This is a genomic window from Bartonella harrusi (assembly GCF_024297065.1).
GTDB lineage: Bacteria > Pseudomonadota > Alphaproteobacteria > Rhizobiales > Rhizobiaceae > Bartonella > Bartonella harrusi.
Map to the genome: position 1 here is coordinate 1892945 of NZ_CP101114.1, position 19698 is coordinate 1912642.

The 19698-nt window shown below is 41.0% G+C and carries 15 protein-coding genes and 5 pseudogenes; 8 read left to right on the plus strand and 12 right to left on the minus strand.

The features are described 5' to 3' along the window. Positions 1–546: 546 nt before the first annotated feature. The 5 genes and pseudogenes from NMK50_RS08960 to NMK50_RS08980 form a co-directional block, all read right to left on the minus strand. Positions 547–941 (minus strand): annotated as a pseudogene (locus NMK50_RS08960) (pyruvate kinase alpha/beta domain-containing protein); the annotation flags it as partial. 55 nt (positions 942–996) lie between these two features. Then, positions 997–1385: pseudogene (locus NMK50_RS08965) on the minus strand (pyruvate kinase alpha/beta domain-containing protein); the annotation flags it as partial. A gap of 55 nt (positions 1386–1440) precedes the next feature. Continuing rightward, a pseudogene (locus NMK50_RS08970) lies at positions 1441–1829 on the minus strand (pyruvate kinase alpha/beta domain-containing protein); the annotation flags it as partial. 55 nt (positions 1830–1884) lie between these two features. After that, the gene (gene pyk, locus NMK50_RS08975) at positions 1885–3321 is read right to left on the minus strand and encodes a pyruvate kinase (protein WP_254770166.1); all 1437 of its coding nucleotides are present in this window, start codon (positions 3319–3321) and stop codon (positions 1885–1887) included. Further along, positions 3318–3851, minus strand: a complete 534-nt coding sequence (locus NMK50_RS08980) for a DUF1036 domain-containing protein (protein ID WP_254770167.1) — start codon at positions 3849–3851, stop codon at positions 3318–3320. The genes pyk and NMK50_RS08980 overlap by 4 nt, the downstream gene beginning before the upstream one ends. Before the next feature lie 250 nt (positions 3852–4101). Here NMK50_RS08980 and NMK50_RS08985 point away from each other — a divergent pair, with 250 nt between their 5' ends. Both NMK50_RS08985 and rimJ read left to right on the plus strand, forming a co-directional pair. After that, a complete protein-coding gene (locus tag NMK50_RS08985) occupies positions 4102–4362 on the plus strand; it encodes a DUF2312 domain-containing protein (RefSeq protein WP_254770168.1) in 261 nt (86 codons plus the stop codon). Positions 4363–5484: 1122 nt separating this feature from the next. Continuing rightward, the gene (gene rimJ, locus NMK50_RS08990; RefSeq protein ID WP_254771231.1) at positions 5485–6042 is read left to right on the plus strand and encodes a ribosomal protein S5-alanine N-acetyltransferase; all 558 of its coding nucleotides are present in this window, start codon (positions 5485–5487) and stop codon (positions 6040–6042) included. Here the strand turns inward: rimJ and NMK50_RS08995 are convergent. Then, a pseudogene (locus NMK50_RS08995) lies at positions 5961–7168 on the minus strand (tyrosine-type recombinase/integrase). The gene rimJ and the pseudogene NMK50_RS08995 sit on opposite strands and share 82 nt — an antisense overlap. Before the next feature lie 310 nt (positions 7169–7478). Beyond that, positions 7479–8381: a polyprenyl synthetase family protein gene (locus NMK50_RS09000; RefSeq protein WP_254770169.1), complete on the minus strand. Its 903-nt coding sequence runs from the start codon at positions 8379–8381 to the stop codon at positions 7479–7481. A gap of 360 nt (positions 8382–8741) precedes the next feature. On the opposite strand from NMK50_RS09000, the gene rpmF reads away from it, so the two are divergent. Further along, complete coding sequence (gene rpmF / locus NMK50_RS09005) at positions 8742–8921, plus strand: 50S ribosomal protein L32 (protein WP_241437692.1); 180 nt, start codon at positions 8742–8744, stop codon at positions 8919–8921. Positions 8922–9130: 209 nt separating this feature from the next. On the opposite strand, the pseudogene NMK50_RS09010 reads toward rpmF, so the two are convergent. The 4 genes and pseudogenes from NMK50_RS09010 to NMK50_RS09025 form a co-directional block, all read right to left on the minus strand. Further along, positions 9131–9370, minus strand: a pseudogene (locus NMK50_RS09010) (integrase); the annotation flags it as partial. Positions 9371–9977: 607 nt separating this feature from the next. Further along, entirely contained in the window at positions 9978–10562 is a 585-nt protein-coding gene (locus NMK50_RS09015; protein WP_254770170.1) for a CarD family transcriptional regulator, read from the minus strand. Positions 10563–10863: 301 nt separating this feature from the next. Beyond that, the gene (gene fdxA, locus NMK50_RS09020; RefSeq protein WP_254770171.1) at positions 10864–11205 is read right to left on the minus strand and encodes a ferredoxin FdxA; all 342 of its coding nucleotides are present in this window, start codon (positions 11203–11205) and stop codon (positions 10864–10866) included. A gap of 20 nt (positions 11206–11225) precedes the next feature. Beyond that, entirely contained in the window at positions 11226–12788 is a 1563-nt protein-coding gene (locus NMK50_RS09025) for a hypothetical protein (RefSeq protein WP_254771232.1), read from the minus strand. 549 nt (positions 12789–13337) lie between these two features. Between NMK50_RS09025 and NMK50_RS09030 the strand changes: the two genes are divergently transcribed. Beyond that, the gene (locus NMK50_RS09030) at positions 13338–14249 is read left to right on the plus strand and encodes an RNA polymerase factor sigma-32 (protein ID WP_254770172.1); all 912 of its coding nucleotides are present in this window, start codon (positions 13338–13340) and stop codon (positions 14247–14249) included. Positions 14250–14443: 194 nt separating this feature from the next. Here NMK50_RS09030 and NMK50_RS09035 read toward each other — a convergent pair whose 3' ends face one another. Next, the gene (locus tag NMK50_RS09035; RefSeq protein WP_254770173.1) at positions 14444–15994 is read right to left on the minus strand and encodes a M48 family metalloprotease; all 1551 of its coding nucleotides are present in this window, start codon (positions 15992–15994) and stop codon (positions 14444–14446) included. A 141-nt stretch (positions 15995–16135) separates the two neighbouring features. Between NMK50_RS09035 and NMK50_RS09040 the strand changes: the two genes are divergently transcribed. The 4 genes from NMK50_RS09040 to NMK50_RS10650 all read left to right on the plus strand — a co-directional run bounded on the left by NMK50_RS09040 (position 16136) and on the right by NMK50_RS10650 (position 19597). After that, positions 16136–16771 carry a thiamine diphosphokinase gene (locus tag NMK50_RS09040; RefSeq protein ID WP_254770174.1) on the plus strand — a complete coding sequence of 212 codons (636 nt, stop codon included), beginning with the start codon at positions 16136–16138 and terminating at the stop codon, positions 16769–16771. Positions 16772–16874: 103 nt separating this feature from the next. Further along, entirely contained in the window at positions 16875–17309 is a 435-nt protein-coding gene (locus NMK50_RS09045; protein WP_254770175.1) for a YMGG-like glycine zipper-containing protein, read from the plus strand. Beyond that, entirely contained in the window at positions 17309–19171 is a 1863-nt protein-coding gene (locus NMK50_RS09050) for an ABC-F family ATP-binding cassette domain-containing protein (RefSeq protein ID WP_254770176.1), read from the plus strand. Before NMK50_RS09045 ends, NMK50_RS09050 begins: the two co-directional genes overlap by 1 nt. A 255-nt stretch (positions 19172–19426) precedes the next feature. Beyond that, the gene (locus tag NMK50_RS10650) at positions 19427–19597 is read left to right on the plus strand and encodes a hypothetical protein (RefSeq protein WP_374112174.1); all 171 of its coding nucleotides are present in this window, start codon (positions 19427–19429) and stop codon (positions 19595–19597) included. Positions 19598–19698: the final 101 nt, after the last annotated feature.

Genomic DNA, 19698 nt, shown 5'->3' on the forward strand with positions numbered 1-19698 from the left:
ATCTTTACATTTAACATTATCCTTTTTCATTTAATAAATAAGGAAACCAGCCCTTCATTTTCTTCAGTCTCTGACCAATATTTCAACTTTTTTCAATGTTGCGGCACACTTGTCTTAAAATAACTTACTGAAAAGGATGCTAACCCCTTTCAAATAATTTTATTCCCATATGAATTCCTGTTAGGGCACATAAACAAATATTTTTTACCTCTGCGTAAGAGAGTTAAAATAAAAAAACAGTCCTCTCTTCGAATTACTCATTGAAACTCTAAAATCATGAATTATCATGACAAATCAATCTATTGACCGTATAATAGCTTATATAAAAAATTTCAAAAAGGCGAGAGACTACAAATATCCCATTGGGATACTAAAATCCGTTATAAGCACAGCATTTTCAGGATAAAGACCAACGACCAATTGAGCAAATGAAACCGCAACTGCTGCTCTCTGCAGCAATGGCTCCACATAAAATATTTTTCCCCCTTATATACGCCCCCTGTTCCCCCTATGGACTCATTAAAAAAACAAAGAGCATATTGCGCATCAATATTCAAATGCCCTTGTACCATCTTGAGAAACCGAAGCGATACGCAATAAGTTGGTAGCACCTGGTGTACCAAGAGGAATCCCTGCTGTCACAAGGAATCGGTCTCCGGTTTGGCAAAAACCTTCTTGAAAAGCAATGGCTGCCGCACGATCAACCATATCCTCTAAGTCTCGTGCATCTTGTGCAACCACACGAAGAGCAATCCCCAAACCAAAGCCAAGCGCCGTGCTGTTGCCACGATGGGTGATAAAGCAATAATCGGTCTGTTTGGGCGCTCACGTGAAGCACGCACCACCAAAGTACCTGATGCAGTATAAGCAACAATAGCTGACAATTGAAGTGTTTCGACGATCTGACAAGCCGCAAGAAAAATCACATCGAATCCTAGAGAAACAACATCATATTCTAGAAAAGTCGCATTGCTTCCTCAGGAAAATAAGGTCCCCTTAAACCGCCTTTGTGCCATCTTGAGAAACCGAAGCGATACGCAATAAGTTGGTAGCACCTGGTGTACCAAGAGGAATCCCTGCTGTCACAAGGAATCGGTCTCCAGCTTGGCAAAAACCTTCTTGAAAAGCAATGGCTGCCGCACGATCAACCATATCCTCTAAGTCTCGTGCATCTTGTGCAACCACACGAAGAGTAATCCCCAAACCAAAGCCAAGCGCCGTGCTGTTGCCACGATGGGTGATAAAGCAATAATGGGTCTGTTTGGGCGCTCACGTGAAGCACGCACCACCAAAGTGCCTGATGTAGTATAAGCAACAATAGCTGACAATTGAAGTGTTTCGACGATCTGACAAGCCGCAAGAAAAATCACATCGAATCCTAGAGAAACAACATCATATTCTAGAAAAGTCGCATTGCTTCCTCAGGAAAATAAGGTCCCCTTAAACCGCCTTTGTACCATCTTGAGAAACCGAAGCGATACGCAATAAGTTGGTAGCACCTGGTGTACCAAGAGGAATCCCTGCTGTCACAAGGAATCGGTCTCCGGTTTGGCAAAAACCTTCTTGAAAAGCAATGGCTGCCGCACGATCAACCATATCCTCTAAGTCTCGTGCATCTTGTGCAACCACACGAAGAGCAATCCCCAAACCAAAGCCAAGCGCCGTGCTGTTGCCACGATGGGTGATAAAGCAATAATCGGTCTGTTTGGGCGCTCACGTGAAGCACGCACCACCAAAGTACCTGATGCAGTATAAGCAACAATAGCTGACAATTGAAGTGTTTCGACGATCTGACAAGCCGCAAGAAAAATCACATCGAATCCTAGAGAAACAACATCATATTCTAGAAAAGTCGCATTGCTTCCTCAGGAAAATAAGGTCCCCTTAAACCGCCTTTGTGCCATCTTGAGAAACCGAAGCGATACGCAATAAGTTGGTAGCACCTGGTGTACCAAGAGGAATCCCTGCTGTCACAAGGAATCGGTCTCCAGCTTGGCAAAAACCTTCTTGAAAAGCAATGGCTGCCGCACGATCAACCATATCCTCTAAGTCTCGTGCATCTTGTGCAACCACACAATGTAATCCCCAAACCAAAGCCAAGCGCCGTGCTGTTGCCACGATGGGTGATAAAGCAATAATGGGTCTGTTTGGGCGCTCACGTGAAGCACGCACACCCGTTGTACCTGATGCAGTATAAGCAACAATAGCTGACAATTGAAGTGTTTCGGCGATCTGACGAGCCGCAAGAGAAATCGCATCGGTTCCTGTTGACTGAGGAACAGGGTGCTGCGCACCCATCTGCGCTTCATAAGTAGGATCTTGTTCGATTTGTCGTGCAATGCGGTCCATCATAAGCACCGCTTCTTCAGGATAAAGACCAGAAGCAGATTCTGCCGACAACATCACCGCATCACTCCCCGCATAAACCGCTGTAGCAACATCAGAAACTTCTGCGCGCGTTGGAACAGAGGATGTCATCATTGATTCGAGCATTTGTGTTGCCACCACAACAGGCTTTCCCGCTAAACGACAAGCTTTTATGAGTTCCATCTGCAATGCAGGAATCCTCTCTAAGGGCATTTCCACACCGAGATCTCCCCGGGCAATCATAATCCCATCAGAAATATGAATAATCTTTTCTATGTGCTCTAGGGCTTGAGGTTTTTCGATCTTAGCCATCAAAGACACTTTGCTTTTTGTCAACCGGCGCACCGCCATCATATCTTCTGGACGTTGAATAAAAGAAAGTGCTACCCAATCAACAGGCTGTTGCAAAACCGCCTGAAGATCAACCTCGTCTTTTGGCGTCATCGCACCAAAAGGCAAAATCGTATCGGGAAAACTCACGCCTTTTCGATCAGAAATACGGGTTCCAGCAACCACACGGCACACGAGTGAATGATCATCACACAGCTGTACACACAATTCTAGTTTTCCATCATCGAGCAACAGCCGATCTCCGGGCTTAACAGCGGCAAACACCTCCTTGTGTGGAAAAAAAACACGTTGCCCATTACCAAGGACATCACGATCATCCAATGTAAAGCTTTGCCCTACATGCAAATCCTCTTGCCCCTTCGCAAAACAGCCAATACGCAATTTTGGCCCCTGTAAATCCACTAAGATACCAATGGGTCGACCAACAGTTTTTTCGACTTCTCGTATTCGTTTCACCAAATCAGCCATTGTTTCACAATCGGTATGGCTCATATTCAGACGAAAAACATCCGCTCCTGCTTTAAAGAGTTTTTCAATCATTGCAGTGGAAAAAGAAGAAGGACCAAGAGTAGCGATAATTTTTACTTTACGTGTACGTCTCACGGTGGCGAATCTCCTGAAAGAGGAGAAGACTTTACAACCGAATCATTGAACAAAGACTCTTCGGTTAACTGCACCATCCAACTGGTTTGATTGCCTGTATCAATTTCCTTAAACGCAGCCTTTTGATAGCCTCTAGGGAAACAATCATGAACCCCTTCAATGGTAAATTGGCTATCTTGTACACACATGGTTACGGAACCAGACCAGCTGGCTTTTTTCTGTTCTCCCTCTGCATAAAAATAATAATAGCGTGAAGACAATGGCCCCTCAATTAAAGTTTTACACTCTGTCACTGGGACCATCCACCACCCTTCACTCACCCAACCTGAAAGCGTACGATACCCAAGAGCAACCCCTACAGACTGTTGCGTTGTATTACACACTCTAAAGTCAGCCTTTGCAAAAACAACAAGGGAAAACGAGAGCAGAATGCTCAAAAGCAAAGCCCCCAACCCTCTCCGAAAGATCCACCACTGTCTTTGAAAAACCACAAAACCACTCATATAATGCAAGCCCTTGAGACAAAACATACATTCCTTTTCTGCTCTTTTTCAAGCACCTTTTCAGTGTATAAATATCTTTTTTATTCTTTTCTGCCTTTTATAGGCAACCTTTTATCACCTTTTTATCGATATAAATATTTTAAACTTTTACAAAATATTTTAAAGTCAATTTGTAAAAAAACTGTACAGCTTGAGTCACTTTTTGTTTTTCAAGCTTTTCCAATCAAATTTATCGTCGCAACAACAGCTTAAAACATAAACTATGGAGAAAAATGCAATGAATAATACAGTGAGTGATCAAACACATGCTATATCAGTCAATCAATTACGTGCTTTTATCGAACGTATTGAACGGCTAGAAGAAGAGAAAAAAACCATTTCTGATGATATTAAGGAAGTTTATGCTGAACTTAAAGGCTCTGGTTTTGATAGTAAAGCTGTTCGCAGCATTATAAGATTGCGTAAAAAAGAAGAGCACGAACGAATGGAAGAGGAAGCCGTCATCCAGCTCTATAAAAATGCACTTGGTATGAGTTAACGCAAAAGCGTTTCTTTCCACGGAAAAGTTTAAGTTCCAACCATTGTTCTTTTTGCGCACAAGAATTTTCCTTTTCTTAACAGCACTGTCATGCGTTGCAGAAACGTGAAACCTACGAACGAATGGAAGAAGAATTGATCCGATTCTCTACAATGTCTGTAAGGAACTGTAAAGGTCTTTGGTCGTGTTTGTGGGCGTGCAAAACTCAATCGACAAAGTGAGATAAGAGAGGTTCCAAAAAATAAAGAGTTTAATAAGAGCGATATTCTTATAGAGATTGTTGATACTAAACGCCATTGAGAACATAAAATCTTTTCTCAAAATTAAAATGAAGAGAAAATGAAAAAACGAATAATGGACATGAATTTTTGCCAGAAATTTTTGCAATTTTTGCAATTTACGAGAACAACATCCGCAAGACATCAAACAATTCTAGTATGAAACGCAATTTTGGCATAAATCTTTGCAAGGACATCAAAAGTAAAAAGCATAAAATCGAAGACATAACAAGACCACACAATGTCCCTTATACCCAAAAGGGTTCTTATCTTTTCATCAACCCTTGCGTGATGAAATGCAAGAAAAAAGATGGGTGTAAATCCATTTACTATCGAGTATTTTGTAAAAATCAAAAGACGCAACACAGCATCAACATTTTGCACATTACAGATTTATGCATTACAAATTCACATACATTGGCAACCCTTGAACGCTCCCATTCGTATAACATTCTCGTAAACGGACAAGTTGAGCATAAAAAGAAAGCCTCTCAACAGTAAGAGGAGGAGCGTATTAATATTGATTTATAATGATAATTTACTATTTTGCATATTGAATAAGAGTTCCGAATATCCTAAGATTCTCTCATTTCAATCTTGTTTATGATGAATCAAATCAAACCATCCCCTTACACGTAACAAGTAGGATTATCGTGTGGATAAAAAACAGAGAAGAAAAGAGTAAAAATACCTCTTATGAATCGTCTTCATGCAAGGATTGTCGCAACATTGGGGGCTGGTAAAGCGTATGAGATGGTACCGGCTTATAGCTTCATAAGCGTTGACACGAATAAAATGAATCTCTTCATTAACAAATCAAATGAGAGATATGAAACAGAAGACCATGGCAATCACAACAAAACGAACAATTTCCACATTGATCAATGGTAAGGATGCTGGTGAACTGTCTTCCTATTACCTGCGCAATGCGGACTTTCTTCGTCCGTTCGAACCACTAAAATCTGATGATTATCATAGCCTAACAGCTTGGAAAAAGCGAGCAAATACGTTTGCTAATGAGAGTAAACAAGACCAAGCATATCGATATGCCGTACGATTAAAAAATGAACGTGCAATCATCGCTGTTGTTAACTTTACAAATGTTGTGCGTGGTGTTTTTCAAGCCTGTCATCTTGGCTTTTCTCTAGATGAAAAGCAACAAGGCAAAGGCTTCATGTTTGAAGCTTTATCTGCTCTGATACTTCAGATTTTTGATGTTATTCACCTGCATAGAGTGATGGCAAATACTCTACCGAAAAACACCAGAAGTAGAATTTTATTGGAGCGTCTTGGTTTTAAGAAAGAAGGATATGCGAAAGATTATCTAATGATTTCCGGCAAATGGAGAGACCATATTCTCACCTCGCGAATAAATGAATCGTACAAAGCCGCCAAGAAATAAGCCGCCCATTTATCCATAAAAACCCGACGCGGCTCTAAATAGTCTGTACGACAATAGGCACGCTCTACTTTACCCCCAACTGTATGACCTAGAATGATTTCTGCTACCTCAAAAGGAGGCATCGGTTGTTTCTGCTAACCAATCGCGTAAATTAGAGCGAAAACCATGCGGGCAAGCATCAAGTTCAGTTTGTTTTATATATTTTGACATGCAAGTATCAGCAAGGGAACCACGACCAGTTGCAGAAAAAAGAAATCATTACGAAAAAACAAGCGCGCTTGTTTCAAAACTTCTAATACCTCTGATGATAAAGGTACGCGAAATTCTGTTGTAGCATCACGCCTTCCTTTCATATTCTCAGCAGGGATGGTCCAGATATCACCATCAACTTGATCTTTACAAATATGACGCAAAGCCAGTTGTGTTAGGGTTGTTGTTTCGCAAAGTGTTTGATAAAAATCCGGTATCTCTTTCCAATCCATTGCTGATCTATTAATAACTTTATGCCGTTGTTTCCCCAGCAAAGCTTTTGCTTTTGCTGTAGCCTGTAAATCAACATCTAATCCCAATGTAGCAGTATGTTTGAGACAAAGATTAAGGCGGATTAGCGCTTTTTTAGCTGTCCCAGCTTTTGTATGCCAGATGGGAGCGAGTGTATTGCGTATATCTGTTTGTGTAATCTCTGAAACCGGCATACAAACTCATTTAGGGAGAATATGAAGTTTTAAAGGTGAAAACCACTCACCATTTTTACCATCTCCTTTTAATTCAGCTTTACGGCTTTCAAAAGCATCCAAAGCAATCTCTTTTAAATAATGCAGATTACGCATTGCCTCACGCTTTTTTTTGTCACGTTCTTGAATGGGGTCACGACCCTCACGTAAAATAGAATGCCCCCTCACAAAGAACAAAACGCTATTGGGTTGCCAATTCACGGGCTTGTTTTAAAGAGATATCTCTTAAAGTACCCAAGCTCATTTCACGACGCCGCCCGTGAATGGTATAGCGGTAAAGCTATTGAGCACCACCATCTTTACGCTTATAGGTGCAAACCGGCACCATCATACTATTTACCGCCCCCAATGTTACGACAGCCCTTGGTATTGAGACGATTCATTAAAGGCATTTTTGCTCCTTTCTAAACTGTTTTCTACCAATACACCAACCCCGCTTATGATGTGCAGGCACATCGTTTCACTTGATTGAATATAAGAGGACTTAAGATGAGAGAATTTTACAATATTCAAGGGTCTCATTCAACTGGTAAAACAGTAAATTATCGTTATAAATCAATGCACTGTCTAAGAGGCAACATAGCGTTCTTGGCCATTAATCACAAGGATATCTCCTCTGCCATCGGTTAGATAATGTGCGAATGTTTCTTCTTCATTTACAGTACGCTGTTAACACTGTGCTATTGGCAAAGCAGGGAGTTTTTAATTTTTGCGGGTTGCACTAAAGCGCGCTGCTTGTTGGAGTGGTTTTGCTTTTTCACCAAAGGGGTGTAAAAGTGCTTGTGCTTTAGTGATCAGTTCATCGCGTTTTTTTTGTGTTTCTTCAATGCCATAAAGACGAACAAAGGTGGCTTTTTGCACCGTTTCATCTTTCCCTGCGGTTTTGCCTAGAACTTCACTGTTGGCGGTTACGTCTAGAAGATCGTCCGTTAATTGAAAGGCTAAACCAAGATAGGTTCCAAAAGAAGCAAGTTGTTCTACCAATTCTTTTGCTGCATTGCCGATGATTGCTCCTGCTTGACAGGCAAAACTTATAAGAGCGGCTGTTTTCATACGTTGGAGCGTTATGATGTTGCTGCTCTCTTGCGGTTTTTTTTCTGCTTCAAGATCAAGCATTTGCCCCCCTACCATACCACCAAGCCCTGCGGATTGGGCAAGAGCTGTGATCAGTGTTATTCTGTTTTCCAAAGAGAGTGCGCAGGCTTTATCGGCAATGATTTCAAAGGCAAATGTTAATAAGGCATTGCCTGCGAGAATCGCTGTTGCTTCGTCAAATGCTTTGTGAACGGTGGGTTGTCCACGTCGAAGTATGTCGTTATCCATGGCGGGAAGATCATCATGAATGAGCGAATAACAGTGGACACATTCTAAAGCACAGGCAACATCAACAGCTTGTTCAGGAGGGATATCAAAAAGTGCCGCACTTTGTATCACAAGAAAGGGACGTAGCCGTTTTCCACCATTTAAGACACCATAACGCATCGCTTTGAGAAGGATTTCAGGGCGAGCAATTTCACCATTTTGAACGTGATCATTTAACAGTGTGTCGAGCCTATTTTCAACGCTGTGACCATGTTTTGCAAGAAGGGTGATAAATTCGTGCATTCTTGCTTCCTTTATTTTTTTGCAAAATGAGATAACAAGAGAAAGGCTATCGTTTTTTCTTATTTGAGGCAATTTGCATAAGTTTTTTTACGAAAAAATCAATTTCTCTTTTAAGCTTTCAAACATACTGTATGCCGGAGTTATGTTAAAGCCAAATAAAAAATGAAGTAAAAATTTTATGAAAAGGCTTTCATGAAGAGAGAAAACTGTTTTTTCTGGGAAGAGTCTTACCACTTTTGACATTGCCTCTTTTTTCTTATCAGTGTATAAGGGTCTCAAGTATCGAGTTTATGATTTTTGAGAAAGGCTCTGTCATTTTGGCATTGCCTCTTCTTTTTAGTGGATTTGGAGTGTCTCTTTATGGCTGTACCTAAACGAAAAACCTCTCCCTCAAAGCGGGGTATGCGCCGTTCGGCTGATGCCTTGAAGGCGCCAACTTATATCGAGGATAAAAATTCTGGTGAATTGCGTCGTCCTCATCATATTGATTTGAAGACCGGCATGTATCGCGGACGTGTCGTTTTGCCTGCCAAAGATTGAAATTCTTCTCATCATCAGTAAGGTTTCTTTCATTCTCGCAGAGATTATTTGCACGATAGTGCTTGCTTTTGGGCTGTTCTTTTCAATGGCGTTGTGAGGAGGATAGCCTTTTGCTTGTGTGGGGGATTTTCTGATAGCTTTTTTGTTTTTTTGCGTGATGATACAATCATTGTCTATGCGCTTTGTCGCAGTATGTAGCTCAAGTAGTATATATTTTGTTTTCCATTTCGAAGAACAAAACGCCATTGGGTTGCACATTCTACGGGCTTGTTTTAAAGAGACATTTTTTAAAGCACAGAAGCCCATTTCACGACGGTGTCCATGGATGCTATAGCGTACAAGCTATGGAGCACCACCATCTTTACGCTTATAGGTGCAAGCCGCCAGCACCATCATACTCTTTGCCAGCTCCCAATGTTGCGACAGCCTTTGGTATTGAAACAATTCATTAAAGGAATTTTTGCTCCTTTCTTTAGAGTTTTTTACCCACACGATAACCCCGCTTATGACGTGCAAATAAATGATTATGATTGATTGAATATAAGAGGATTTGAGATGAGAGAATCTTACAATATTCGGGGGTCTCATTTAACAGGAAAAATGATAAATTATCGTTATAAATCAATATCTTGTATGAACACTGAGCGCTCTAGGAGCTTTGTTGCTCTTATCAGTGTTCATAAAGCTGAGGCTCTTTGTTTTTAGAGAGATGATGTGACAATTCTTATCCATTATCGTATATGCTTTAAGAATTCGGTCAAAGAGCTCTCTATCGCTTGTGATGAAATCAAAGGAGCAATGGGATTGTTCTTTTCAATCCTAAAAGTGCTTTTAGAGTGACAAAAGAAAAATGAAGGTATCAATTTTGTTAAGGAATATTGACTTCGTTGCGAAATGTTGACAGCGATAAATTCATACTGCATGAATTGCACCAACAGACGCTGGAGGGTAATATTTGGCTATATTTCCCTTCAAATACTCTTTTATCACTAAAAGTTTTTTGAATGCAAAAATAAAATCAGTAAGGTACTGATTTTATTTCATTATCAATATTAACTATGCAGCGTAAACGGCTTTGTCACTTGCGTTTGTTTGCTCTTTCTTTGTTTTAAATTCACGCTTTGGTTTGCTTGAAAGATGCATCTCGATAAGATTGATCGCTTCCGTTTCAGAAAGATTGTTAATGACAGCAATTTCACGGGCCATTCTTTCAAGCGCAACGGTATAAAGTTGACGTTCAGAATAAGATTGTTCAGGTTGTAGGTTTGAACGGAAAAGATCACGCACCACTTCAGCGATACAAATAAGATCTCCCGAATTGATTTTCGCATCATATTCTTGAGCACGCCGTGACCACATGGTTCGTTTAACCCGTGCTTTCCCATAGAGAACTTTTAATGCGCGTTCAACAGAGTCACCCGCAGATAATTTGCGCATTCCAACGGCAAGAGCTTTTGCAATTGGAACTTTGACATCCATTTTATCCTTCGCAAAATGAATAACAAAAAGTTTTAATTTATGTCCTGCAACTTCTTGATCTTCAATCGCTATAATCTGCCCTACGCCATGGGTAGGGTAGACAATATATTCAGAGGTTGCAAATCCTTTAGCATTAGAGGGTGTTCCGTGTTGGGATGCCATATTTTAGTTTACTCCCTTTATGACCAACAAATGTATCGGAAAACAGGCTATAGACCTGAACGCTGAAGTTCTTTAACTAAGTTATTATATTAATTAAGTGAGCATAAAAGCCGCGTACTTTTAAATCCAACAAAAATAAATTGCTTTTACAACAGAAAAGCAATGAGAAATACTTAGAAAGATGATCATGTTAAAAGAACACTAACATTAAAGATCAAAAGAATCAATCATTTCACTTGAGAATTTTTCTTTTTGTCAAAGAATGTTCTCAACTTTTAAAGGGCAAGAGGATATAGTCTTATTACTCTTCGCCGCTTCCTGGATTTTCTGAAAAATACTTTTCTAATTTATTTGGAACGCCATCCATTTCTTTTGCTTGAGGCAAAGGATCTTTTCTGGTGGTTAAATTAGGCCATTTTTTCGCATAATGAAGATTAAGCTCTAACCATTTTTCAAGCCCCGGTTCCGTATCAGGTTTAATGGCTTCCGCTGGGCATTCTGGTTCGCAGACACCACAATCAATACATTCATCAGGATGAATGACAAGCATATTCTCACCTTCATAAAAACAGTCAACAGGGCAAACTTCAACGCAATCCGTATATTTACAATGAATACAGTTGTCGGTTACTACATAAGCCAAGATCGAACTCCATTTTTATTTTAATGCTCTTTGGAGGAAAGTATCTGTGTTTTTTTATTGTTCGTGAGTTGATCGCGGAGCGCTGCTAATTTTGCAAAAGGTGAATCAGGATCAGAGCGTTTTCCTTTTTGAAAGGGTTTACTCTTCATAGATTTGCTATGGGGAGCGTTAGATTTGTAGGAATGTTTCCTCGGCGATATTGTTTCTTGGGGCGGGGCATCTGTGTTTGCCCCTTTCTTAAAAGTTCTTTGTGGTTTGTTTTGCCACTTATGTTCCAATTTTTCACGCTTCTTGTGTGAAGAGTGATGCAATGGGTGATGGTAATGCCATAGTAAAATCACTTGTTCTTCTTCTATAGCTTGGTTTTGTCGGGCAAAATTGCCAACAGGTTCAGCTGCCGGTAAGCCATCTGTTGTATTGGGTTGTGTTTCAAGACAGGGAGACAGAGCGCTTTTGGCTTCCCCTCTGGTTTCTAAGGTTTTCATGTTTTGCCATTGATCACCAACACATTCTGCCGCAGGAATGTCTTGTATTCTCGCGCCTGTATGGGCAGAGACTTCGTGTGTAAGGAGGTGTTGTTGAAAATTAGCTTTGCTCATGGGACGAGAGTGATAGCCCAGCCCTTTAAGAATTTCTTCCATATCAGTTCCATTGGCGCCAAGAATAGACATCATGGCTGTTGTGACAAAAAAACTTTTGCCATCATAGGCGCCTTCGGGTTTGGGATCATCCCCTTGTTTCCAATGAAGAGCAGGGCGGATGAGATTGGCAAGACGTTCTAACATATCAATGCGTACAGCACGTTTTCCTAGGATTCGGTAACCGGCTAACTGATAAAATTTGCGGTTATAGGTAGGATTAACAACCAAGGAGGTACGTCCAGCTGAGAGTGCTGCAAAAATTTCACCCATACCTGCTTGATCCTGCCCTTCATTTTGAAGATTCCATAATAACGTAATGGCTTGCACGGGAGCAGGCTTAATCATGGCAGCAACATAAATATGAAAAGCACCAAAACGTACGCCTAATTGCCGCAGCACTGCACGCGATTCTTGATTAAGGTTTTTAACAATCGTAGCAACTTCTCGACGCGGTAATATTCCTAAGCTGTGGACAAGTTGTAAAGCAAGATCCTGTGTTGAATGCGTTAAGTGATCAGCATTGCGTAAATCAAAAAGCGGTTTTAAAGCCGTTTCAAAATGAAACGTAACAAAACGCTCCAATCGTTTTGTTACATTATCACGCGCTTCTCCCGTTAATTGCGTATCGGCTAAAACAAGCAGTTTGGGTTTTAAAAAATCCTCTGTTGCAATAAGTTGCCCTACCGGTTGGCCAATCCAGCGGACAATGCCATCAGAACTCAGTGTAAAATCTCCATTAGAGCAAGCGCAAAAACGTGTTGCACGTTTGGAGAAGGCAAGAATCAAATCGTCATTATCTGCGAAGTTATGCGTTTCAAGGGCTGGATCGCTGTTGTTTTTGTTGGCATAAAAACGAAACCCTTCAAACTTACCCTTTCCATGTTTTTCAATAAGAATATCATCCTGAAGAATATCATTTTGTTGAATAATCTTGCTATCCATGATTATTTTCTTTCTCAGTTTTACACTGGTAAAAAGCTTATTCTCGACAATCCCATCATGTTGATCCTTTAACATGTTTGTCGTGGTTGCTTCAATCATTCTTGTGGTTTTTTGACGCTTTAATTTTAAAGCTTTCTTTTTTCATTTTATCTGTTGCTCATAGTTTTATTACACCTATTGGTTGTATTGTGAAATTAGAAGAATAAAATGAATTTTTTATGAAAAAGAAAAGAGCGTCACAATTTAGACAAAATAGTATCTATTTTTAACGTCCTTTTTATTTTTTTCTAATCTGTCACAAAAATACTACAAAGAAAGCTTGCTCGTGTATTTTTGCTGGTGAGAGGCATAACCCCTATCACCGTTTTGCTATTGAATTCCTGTTTTTTCATAGGAAGTTTTACCATGATGATAAAAAAACAATTGCGATTATAAAAATACACGCTAAAGTAGCAGCCATATAAAAAACAACTTTTAAGTTCTTTTTGAGGAAGAACGATGATGTCGTTGCCAAATCAATTTTGATAATTTTAATCGCAAGGGGTTATTATGGGTCATCTTTCAAATGCTGTGTATAAAAGCAGCAAAAATTATAGTGATGCAGACAAAAGCTTGGGACGTAATATGATGCGTTCTGCTATGCAAGCGCCTTATCTTGAACGACAAAAAGAGCATGATTTGGCTCTGCGATGGAAAGACAAACACGATGATGAGGCTATGCATCAAATTGCCGCGGCGCATATGCGTTTGGTGATTGCGATTGCTAACCGTTTTAAACGTTTCAAAATGCCATTGGGAGATTTGGTGCAAGAAGGGTATGTGGGCCTCTTAGAGGCAGCAGCCCGTTTCGAGCCTGATCGGGAAGTGCGTTTTTCAACTTATGCAACTTGGTGGATACGTGCTTCTATTCAAGATTATATTTTACGAAATTGGTCTATCGTTCGAGGGGGAACCAGTTCTTCGCAAAAAGCACTCTTTTTTAATCTTCGACGTTTGCGGGCGAAATTGGTACAAGATGATAGCGCTCTTTCAAAACAAGATATTTTTCGCACAATCGCTGAAAAACTCGGTGTTTCCGTGCGCGATGTTGAAACAATGGATTTTCGTTTTTCTAGTTCTGATAACTCCTTGAGCGTTTCAGTTTCTGAAAATAGTGATAATTCCGTTGCCAAAATGGATGCTCTTGTCGACGATAGTCCGCTTCCTGATGCTCTCATTGAGCAGGTGATTGATGGGCAACGGCGGACACAATGGCTTTACGATGCATTGCAAATTCTTAATGAAAGGGAGCTTGAAATTATTCGTTTCCGTCGCCTCAATGAAGAGGGGGCGACATTGGAAGTTTTGGGTGAAAAATTGGGGATTTCAAAAGAGCGGGTGCGCCAAATTGAAGCACGCGCTTTGCAAAAGTTACGCTCTGCTCTGCTGACAGTAAATTCAGCAGAGGCTTATGATGTATAAGAATTTAAGGATCTTTCGAAAACATTTGCATTGGGTATGAGACATTGGGGAAAGGGAGAACATGATGAAGCTGATGTTAACAGCTATCAGAGTGTTGCGGGGGGTGTTTCACAGTGTTAAGGGGTCAAATATGCCAAGGAATAAGCAAAAAGCGCAAAGAGAAGCAAATCAAGAAAGAGCGGAGAAGTCTCCCTCTACTGTGTGACAAGTTTAACCTTTGATCCTCCATTTAAAGTTTGGGTTGGAGAAAAGCCATTAAGAATGCGAAAGAGTTGTTCTTTATGTGGAACATGGGCCATTTGATTGGCAAGGCTTGCAATGCTTTCTCCTTGTTTTACGCTTACAACATGAATCCTTAAAGGCTTTAGTTTTTTTAACTGTGATGATGACAGGGGATGAAAACTTTGTATTATTTTTTCAACAACTGCTGCAAAATTTTGCGAATCATGGGGAGCTGCTGTGAGAAAACGAAAGATGTGATTGTTGTGTAAAATGACAATTATATCAAATTGCCATTGCTGATTTGTCGCACGGGCGCGTGCTCCAGAAAAACCTTCGATCGTAATGGTATGGACAGACGATTCATCTAACCCTGCAATCCAACCGCTTTTTAAATAATCGCTTGCCGACATTCCAGGAGAATATGGTACAGCATCAAAACGAAGGGCGATGTTCTCTGGTCCGCTGGCTAAAACCGTATGCATTGAATTTTCCATCGTGAAATTGTTTGGAACGGAAAAAGTTATGCGCAATTGTGGGTGAATAAATTGGTTCCCTCGGACAAAGCCTGTATGAGAATTGCCCCCAAAAACCATACCATCAAGGTTTTTGAGAAAAGAATCACGATCTGTGTTTCCCTTGTACATTGTACTAATTTTACGCGCTTTCTCTCTGGCAAGACGAATGCGTCGTGGCGTGGTGGGATGGCTGGCGAGAAAGTCTAACGAAGCATTTTGTGCCCCTGAAATATTACGAAAAGCACTATAGGCTTCCATCGATTGGAGAAAGCGTGGAAAAGCAAACGGATTATATCCTGCTTGTGTGAGATTTTCTAAGGCAAGCGAATCAGCTTCTAATTCTTGATTGCGTGAGAACTGCGCAAGTTGTTGCTTGTTGTTAAGCGGACTGTAAGAGTTGCTTGTGGAAGGGGAAAGAGAGCGTGGTGTCAGGTGGCTTGCCATCTTCAATTCGGCTTGTTTTTTGAGACGTAAAATGCCATGATGGGCAGTAATATGGGCTATTTCATGGGCTAAAATGCCAGCAACCTGTGAAGAATCATTAGCCAATGCCAGCATACCACGCGTGATATAAATAAAACCGCTTGGCAGTGCAAAGGCGTTAACACTGTCTGAGTCTAAAATCGTTATAGAATAGCTTTGCTGAGAATCGTGTGATATACTAGTGAGTTTGTACACAATATCCGCCAACATACGTTCAAGTTTTACATTATGATAGGCACCGCCATATATTTTTAAAATACGTGCGTGTTGTAGAGCGCTTAATGTGACATAGATATTGTGTTTTCCGGTATGTTTGATTGTTCCAGAAGAACCTGAAGAGAAAAGCGTATCGTTTTGAGAAAGATGTGTATGACAAGCAGAAAGGAGAAGCATGAGGCTTATGAGAAGCACTTTATATCTTCTGGTGCAAAAAAGAAAATTTCGTTGAAAAATGGGGTGCCGGAAAATGGGGTGTCTTTGGTAGTTATGCACCGTGTTTTCTGAGTGTTCTTTGGAAAAATTCATTTGTATCTGGTATGTATATTGACAATAAAGGGCCGTTTCACAGTGAAGATCGTTTCGCCTATATCACGGTTATTGTTTATACAAAATGGCTATTTTATAAAAATTCTATAAAAGGAAAGCGTACGAAAGGCAAAACATGGGATGACAACATTTACAATATTGTTAAATGGAGATGTTTGTATCACTGATCGTTTGCGCCATCAAATTCGTAATAGTCGCGTGATTGCTGCTGATGGTGGAATGCGTCATGCCGCAGCTTTAAAGGTGAGGCCTGAATTATGGATGGGCGATTTTGATTCATCTGATCAAGCTTTAATTCGTCAATATAATGATGTTCCACGTGAAGTTTTTCCCACTGATAAAGATATGACCGATAGTGCACTTGCATGTGAGAGAGCACTACAAAATGGTGCTGAGCAACTTATTTTGTGTGGTGCTTTGGGAGGTGAAAGAATCGACCATAGTCTTTCTCATATGACACAAGCATTGACTATTGCTGAAAAAGGTATTTCAGTCTTGTTAACCAGTGGTCTTGAGGAAGGATGGCCGCTTTTGCCACAACCTTTTTCATGTGATTTACCTGATGGGTGTTTGTTTAGTATCATCGGTTTTACTGATTTACGAGCGTTAACCCTTTCGGGTGTAAAATGGCCGCTTGATAATAAAAATGTGCCTTTTGGCTCTTCATTAACACTTTCTAATCATATTTGTGGAACCTTTTCTTGCTATTTAGGTTTTGGAAAAGCTATATTATTGGCGTCTGTACCTATTTCGTAAAGCTCTTCCGGTATATTTGAATAAGGCAGAGGGGGGCATCGTGATGAAGTACCGGCCATGAATGATATATTTATGTAGTGACCTTGAGAAGGAGAGTGTTAATATGGTGAAATCTATTTTAAAAATAGCTGTTGTTTCAGCTATTGGTCTTAGTACAGTAGCATGTTCGGTGAGTGACCAGCGCGTTGCTCGTTACGGTGTAGGAGGGGCAGCTATAGGCACCTTGGCCGGAGCGGCAATTGGTGGAAGTAAACCTGGAGCAGCTTTGACGGGTGCTGCGTTTGGTGCTCTTGCTGGAACAATAACAGGGGCTGCGGTAAATCAGCAAAAACAGCAAAAACAGGCCGCCGCTCAGCAGGTACCAATGTGTACATACCGTAATTATAGAGGACAAATTTATCAAGTCCCTTGTACTCAGAGAGTACGGACATCGCACAGAGTACGAGCATCGCAGACAACACATATGCCAACACTGTGTGTTTACCGTGATGGAAGAGGCATGATGTATAAGGCACCTTGTCATAATCGTGCGCATTAATGGCGGTGCCGTTGCTGCGGCTTGACCGCATCTTCCTCACTTTTGGAGCAACTCCCTTGCTTAACCAAGCTTGCTTATCGGTTGAGCAAGGGGCGCGTATCGCGCTGGTGGGCCGTAATGGCTGTGGAAAATCAACCCTGTTAAAAATTGCTGCGGGAATGATTGAACCGAGTGAAGGCGAAATTTTTCGCCATCCACGCGCCACTGTGCGTTATGTTGCGCAAAACCCTGATTGTTCAGGGATTGAAGATGTTCACGCTTTTGTGGAAGAGGGACTCGATCATGTGCCCGATGTGCAGTGGATCAATACACTGCGCACCAATCTTGGTTTTTCAGGAACTGAAAAATTAGCGACGCTTTCTGGTGGTGAGAAGCGGCGCGTTTCGCTGTTGCGCGCTCTTGCGGCAAAACCAGATATTCTGCTCTTAGATGAACCAACCAACCATCTTGATCTGCCAACAATTGAATGGCTTGAAGGTGCTCTCTATGCTTTGCCTTCAGCGATTGTGGTGATTTCCCATGATCGGCGCTTTTTAGAAAATGTCACACGTTCAACCGTGTGGCTTGATCGGGGAATGACCAAAAGACTGGAAATGCGTTTTTCGCAGTTTGAAAATTGGCGTGATAAGGCACTTGAAGAAGAAGCGCGGGATCAACATAAATTGGCACGGCAAATTGTGCGTGAAGAACAGTGGTTACGCTATGGGGTAACGGCACGGCGCAAACGTAATGTACGTCGTTTGGGGGTGTTGAAAGAACTAAGACAGCAGCATCAAACCTATAAAGGGCAACCAGGAAGTGCTCTTTTGGCAGCTGCGAAAAGCCATGATTCTGGTCAATTGGTGCTTGAAGCAAAGCGTATTGCAAAATCCTATGGTGATCGCGTTATTGTGAAAGATTTCTCTTTGCGCATCCAACGGGGGGATCGAATCGGTTTGATTGGTCCCAATGGTATTGGAAAAACAACATTGCTTTCTGCTCTGACCGGCAAGGAGGCGGTGGATAGTGGCACGGTAAAACATGGATATAATCTTTCCGTAGCTCTGCTTGATCAACAGCGTACTTTAAATGAAGAAGAAACGTTAGCACATTATCTAACCGACGGCAGAGGGGATACCCTTGTGATTAATGGCCAAGAACGCCATGTTGTTTCTTATATGAAGGATTTTTTGTTTTTACCCGAACAAGCACGCACTCCACTCAAAGAATTTTCGGGTGGAGAAAGAGCTCGTCTCATTCTTGCCCGTCTTCTTTCACGGCCAGCAAATTTTTTAATTCTCGATGAACCTACCAATGATTTGGATATGGAAACATTGGATTTGTTGCAAGAGTTTATTGCCGATTTTGCTGGAACCATCTTGCTGGTTAGTCATGACAGAGATTTTTTAGATCGAACCGTAACACATATGTTGGCACCTCAAGGGGACGGTCAGTGGATTTTATATGCCGGCGGCTATAGTGATATGATAGCGCAAAACAAGCAAGCGGCACTGTTAGGGCGTAAAGATAAAGAATTATCACGGCATAAGATGCTCGCAAATTCCCATACGCTGGAGCAGGAAAAACACGTCTCATCGACAAATCGTAGCATTGTGGGGCGGGAGAAAACGACGCTGCGTAAACTCTCTTATAAACAGGTTTATGCGCTGGAAAAATTGCCTGAACAAATCGATGCTTTGCAAAAGGAAATAAAAAAAATTGAACAAGAACTCTCTGATCCAACACTCTATTGCAATGATAAAGAGCGTTTTGAGCGTTTATCAACAGCACTGGAAGAGAAGAAAAATGCTTGTGCGCAGAAAGAAGAAGAATGGTTGGAACTGGAATTGTTGCGCGAAGACATTGAGTGTGAGAAGCCATAACACGCTTTAGAGTTAATTTTTGCGAAGATTTTTATAGATTTGACTGCGTGTTTCTTTTTCACGGTGTGTTTGTTTTTTGCATCATCTTTATGCGATGGTGCATGGATTAGAGAAGACGTTTGTGCGCAAAAGGAAGAGGAGTTAGAACTGGAATTGTTGCGCTACAATCCATTGTTTTGCATACGGAATGAGCCCCTTGAATATTGTAAGATTTTCTTATTTTAAATCTTTTGATATTGAATCAAGTAAAATCATATGTTCGCACGTTATAAGCGGGGTTGGCGCATAGATAAAAACGCTCAAAAAAGGAATAATAAGCCTTCTTATGAATTGTCTTCATGTGAGGGTGCGACATTGGGGGGTGACAAAGAGTATTATGGTGCTGACTTTTACCTTCATAAGCGTAAAGATGGAAGTGATCAATAGCTTTTATACGCTATACCATTTACAGATGACGTCGTGAAATAGGCTTTGGTGCCTTAAGAAAGGTTTCTAAAAAAACTGTGAATGGACAACCCAATGGCGTT

What these genes read in the sequence shown, in the direction of transcription:
- NMK50_RS08980 (WP_254770167.1), bottom strand. Translation starts at nt 3,851, where the DNA reads ATGTTTTGTCTCAAGGGCTTGCATTATATGAGTGGTTTTGTGGTTTTT.
- NMK50_RS08985 (WP_254770168.1), top strand. Translation starts at nt 4,102, where the DNA reads ATGAATAATACAGTGAGTGATCAAACACATGCTATATCAGTCAATCAA.
- rimJ (WP_254771231.1), top strand. Translation starts at nt 5,485, where the DNA reads ATGGCAATCACAACAAAACGAACAATTTCCACATTGATCAATGGTAAG.
- NMK50_RS09000 (WP_254770169.1), bottom strand. Translation starts at nt 8,381, where the DNA reads ATGCACGAATTTATCACCCTTCTTGCAAAACATGGTCACAGCGTTGAA.
- rpmF (WP_241437692.1), top strand. Translation starts at nt 8,742, where the DNA reads ATGGCTGTACCTAAACGAAAAACCTCTCCCTCAAAGCGGGGTATGCGC.
- NMK50_RS09015 (WP_254770170.1), bottom strand. Translation starts at nt 10,562, where the DNA reads ATGGCATCCCAACACGGAACACCCTCTAATGCTAAAGGATTTGCAACC.
- NMK50_RS09025 (WP_254771232.1), bottom strand. Translation starts at nt 12,788, where the DNA reads ATGGATAGCAAGATTATTCAACAAAATGATATTCTTCAGGATGATATT.
- NMK50_RS09030 (WP_254770172.1), top strand. Translation starts at nt 13,338, where the DNA reads ATGGGTCATCTTTCAAATGCTGTGTATAAAAGCAGCAAAAATTATAGT.
- NMK50_RS09035 (WP_254770173.1), bottom strand. Translation starts at nt 15,994, where the DNA reads ATGAATTTTTCCAAAGAACACTCAGAAAACACGGTGCATAACTACCAA.
- NMK50_RS09040 (WP_254770174.1), top strand. Translation starts at nt 16,136, where the DNA reads ATGACAACATTTACAATATTGTTAAATGGAGATGTTTGTATCACTGAT.
- NMK50_RS09045 (WP_254770175.1), top strand. Translation starts at nt 16,875, where the DNA reads ATGGTGAAATCTATTTTAAAAATAGCTGTTGTTTCAGCTATTGGTCTT.
- NMK50_RS09050 (WP_254770176.1), top strand. Translation starts at nt 17,309, where the DNA reads ATGGCGGTGCCGTTGCTGCGGCTTGACCGCATCTTCCTCACTTTTGGA.
- NMK50_RS10650 (WP_374112174.1), top strand. Translation starts at nt 19,427, where the DNA reads ATGTTCGCACGTTATAAGCGGGGTTGGCGCATAGATAAAAACGCTCAA.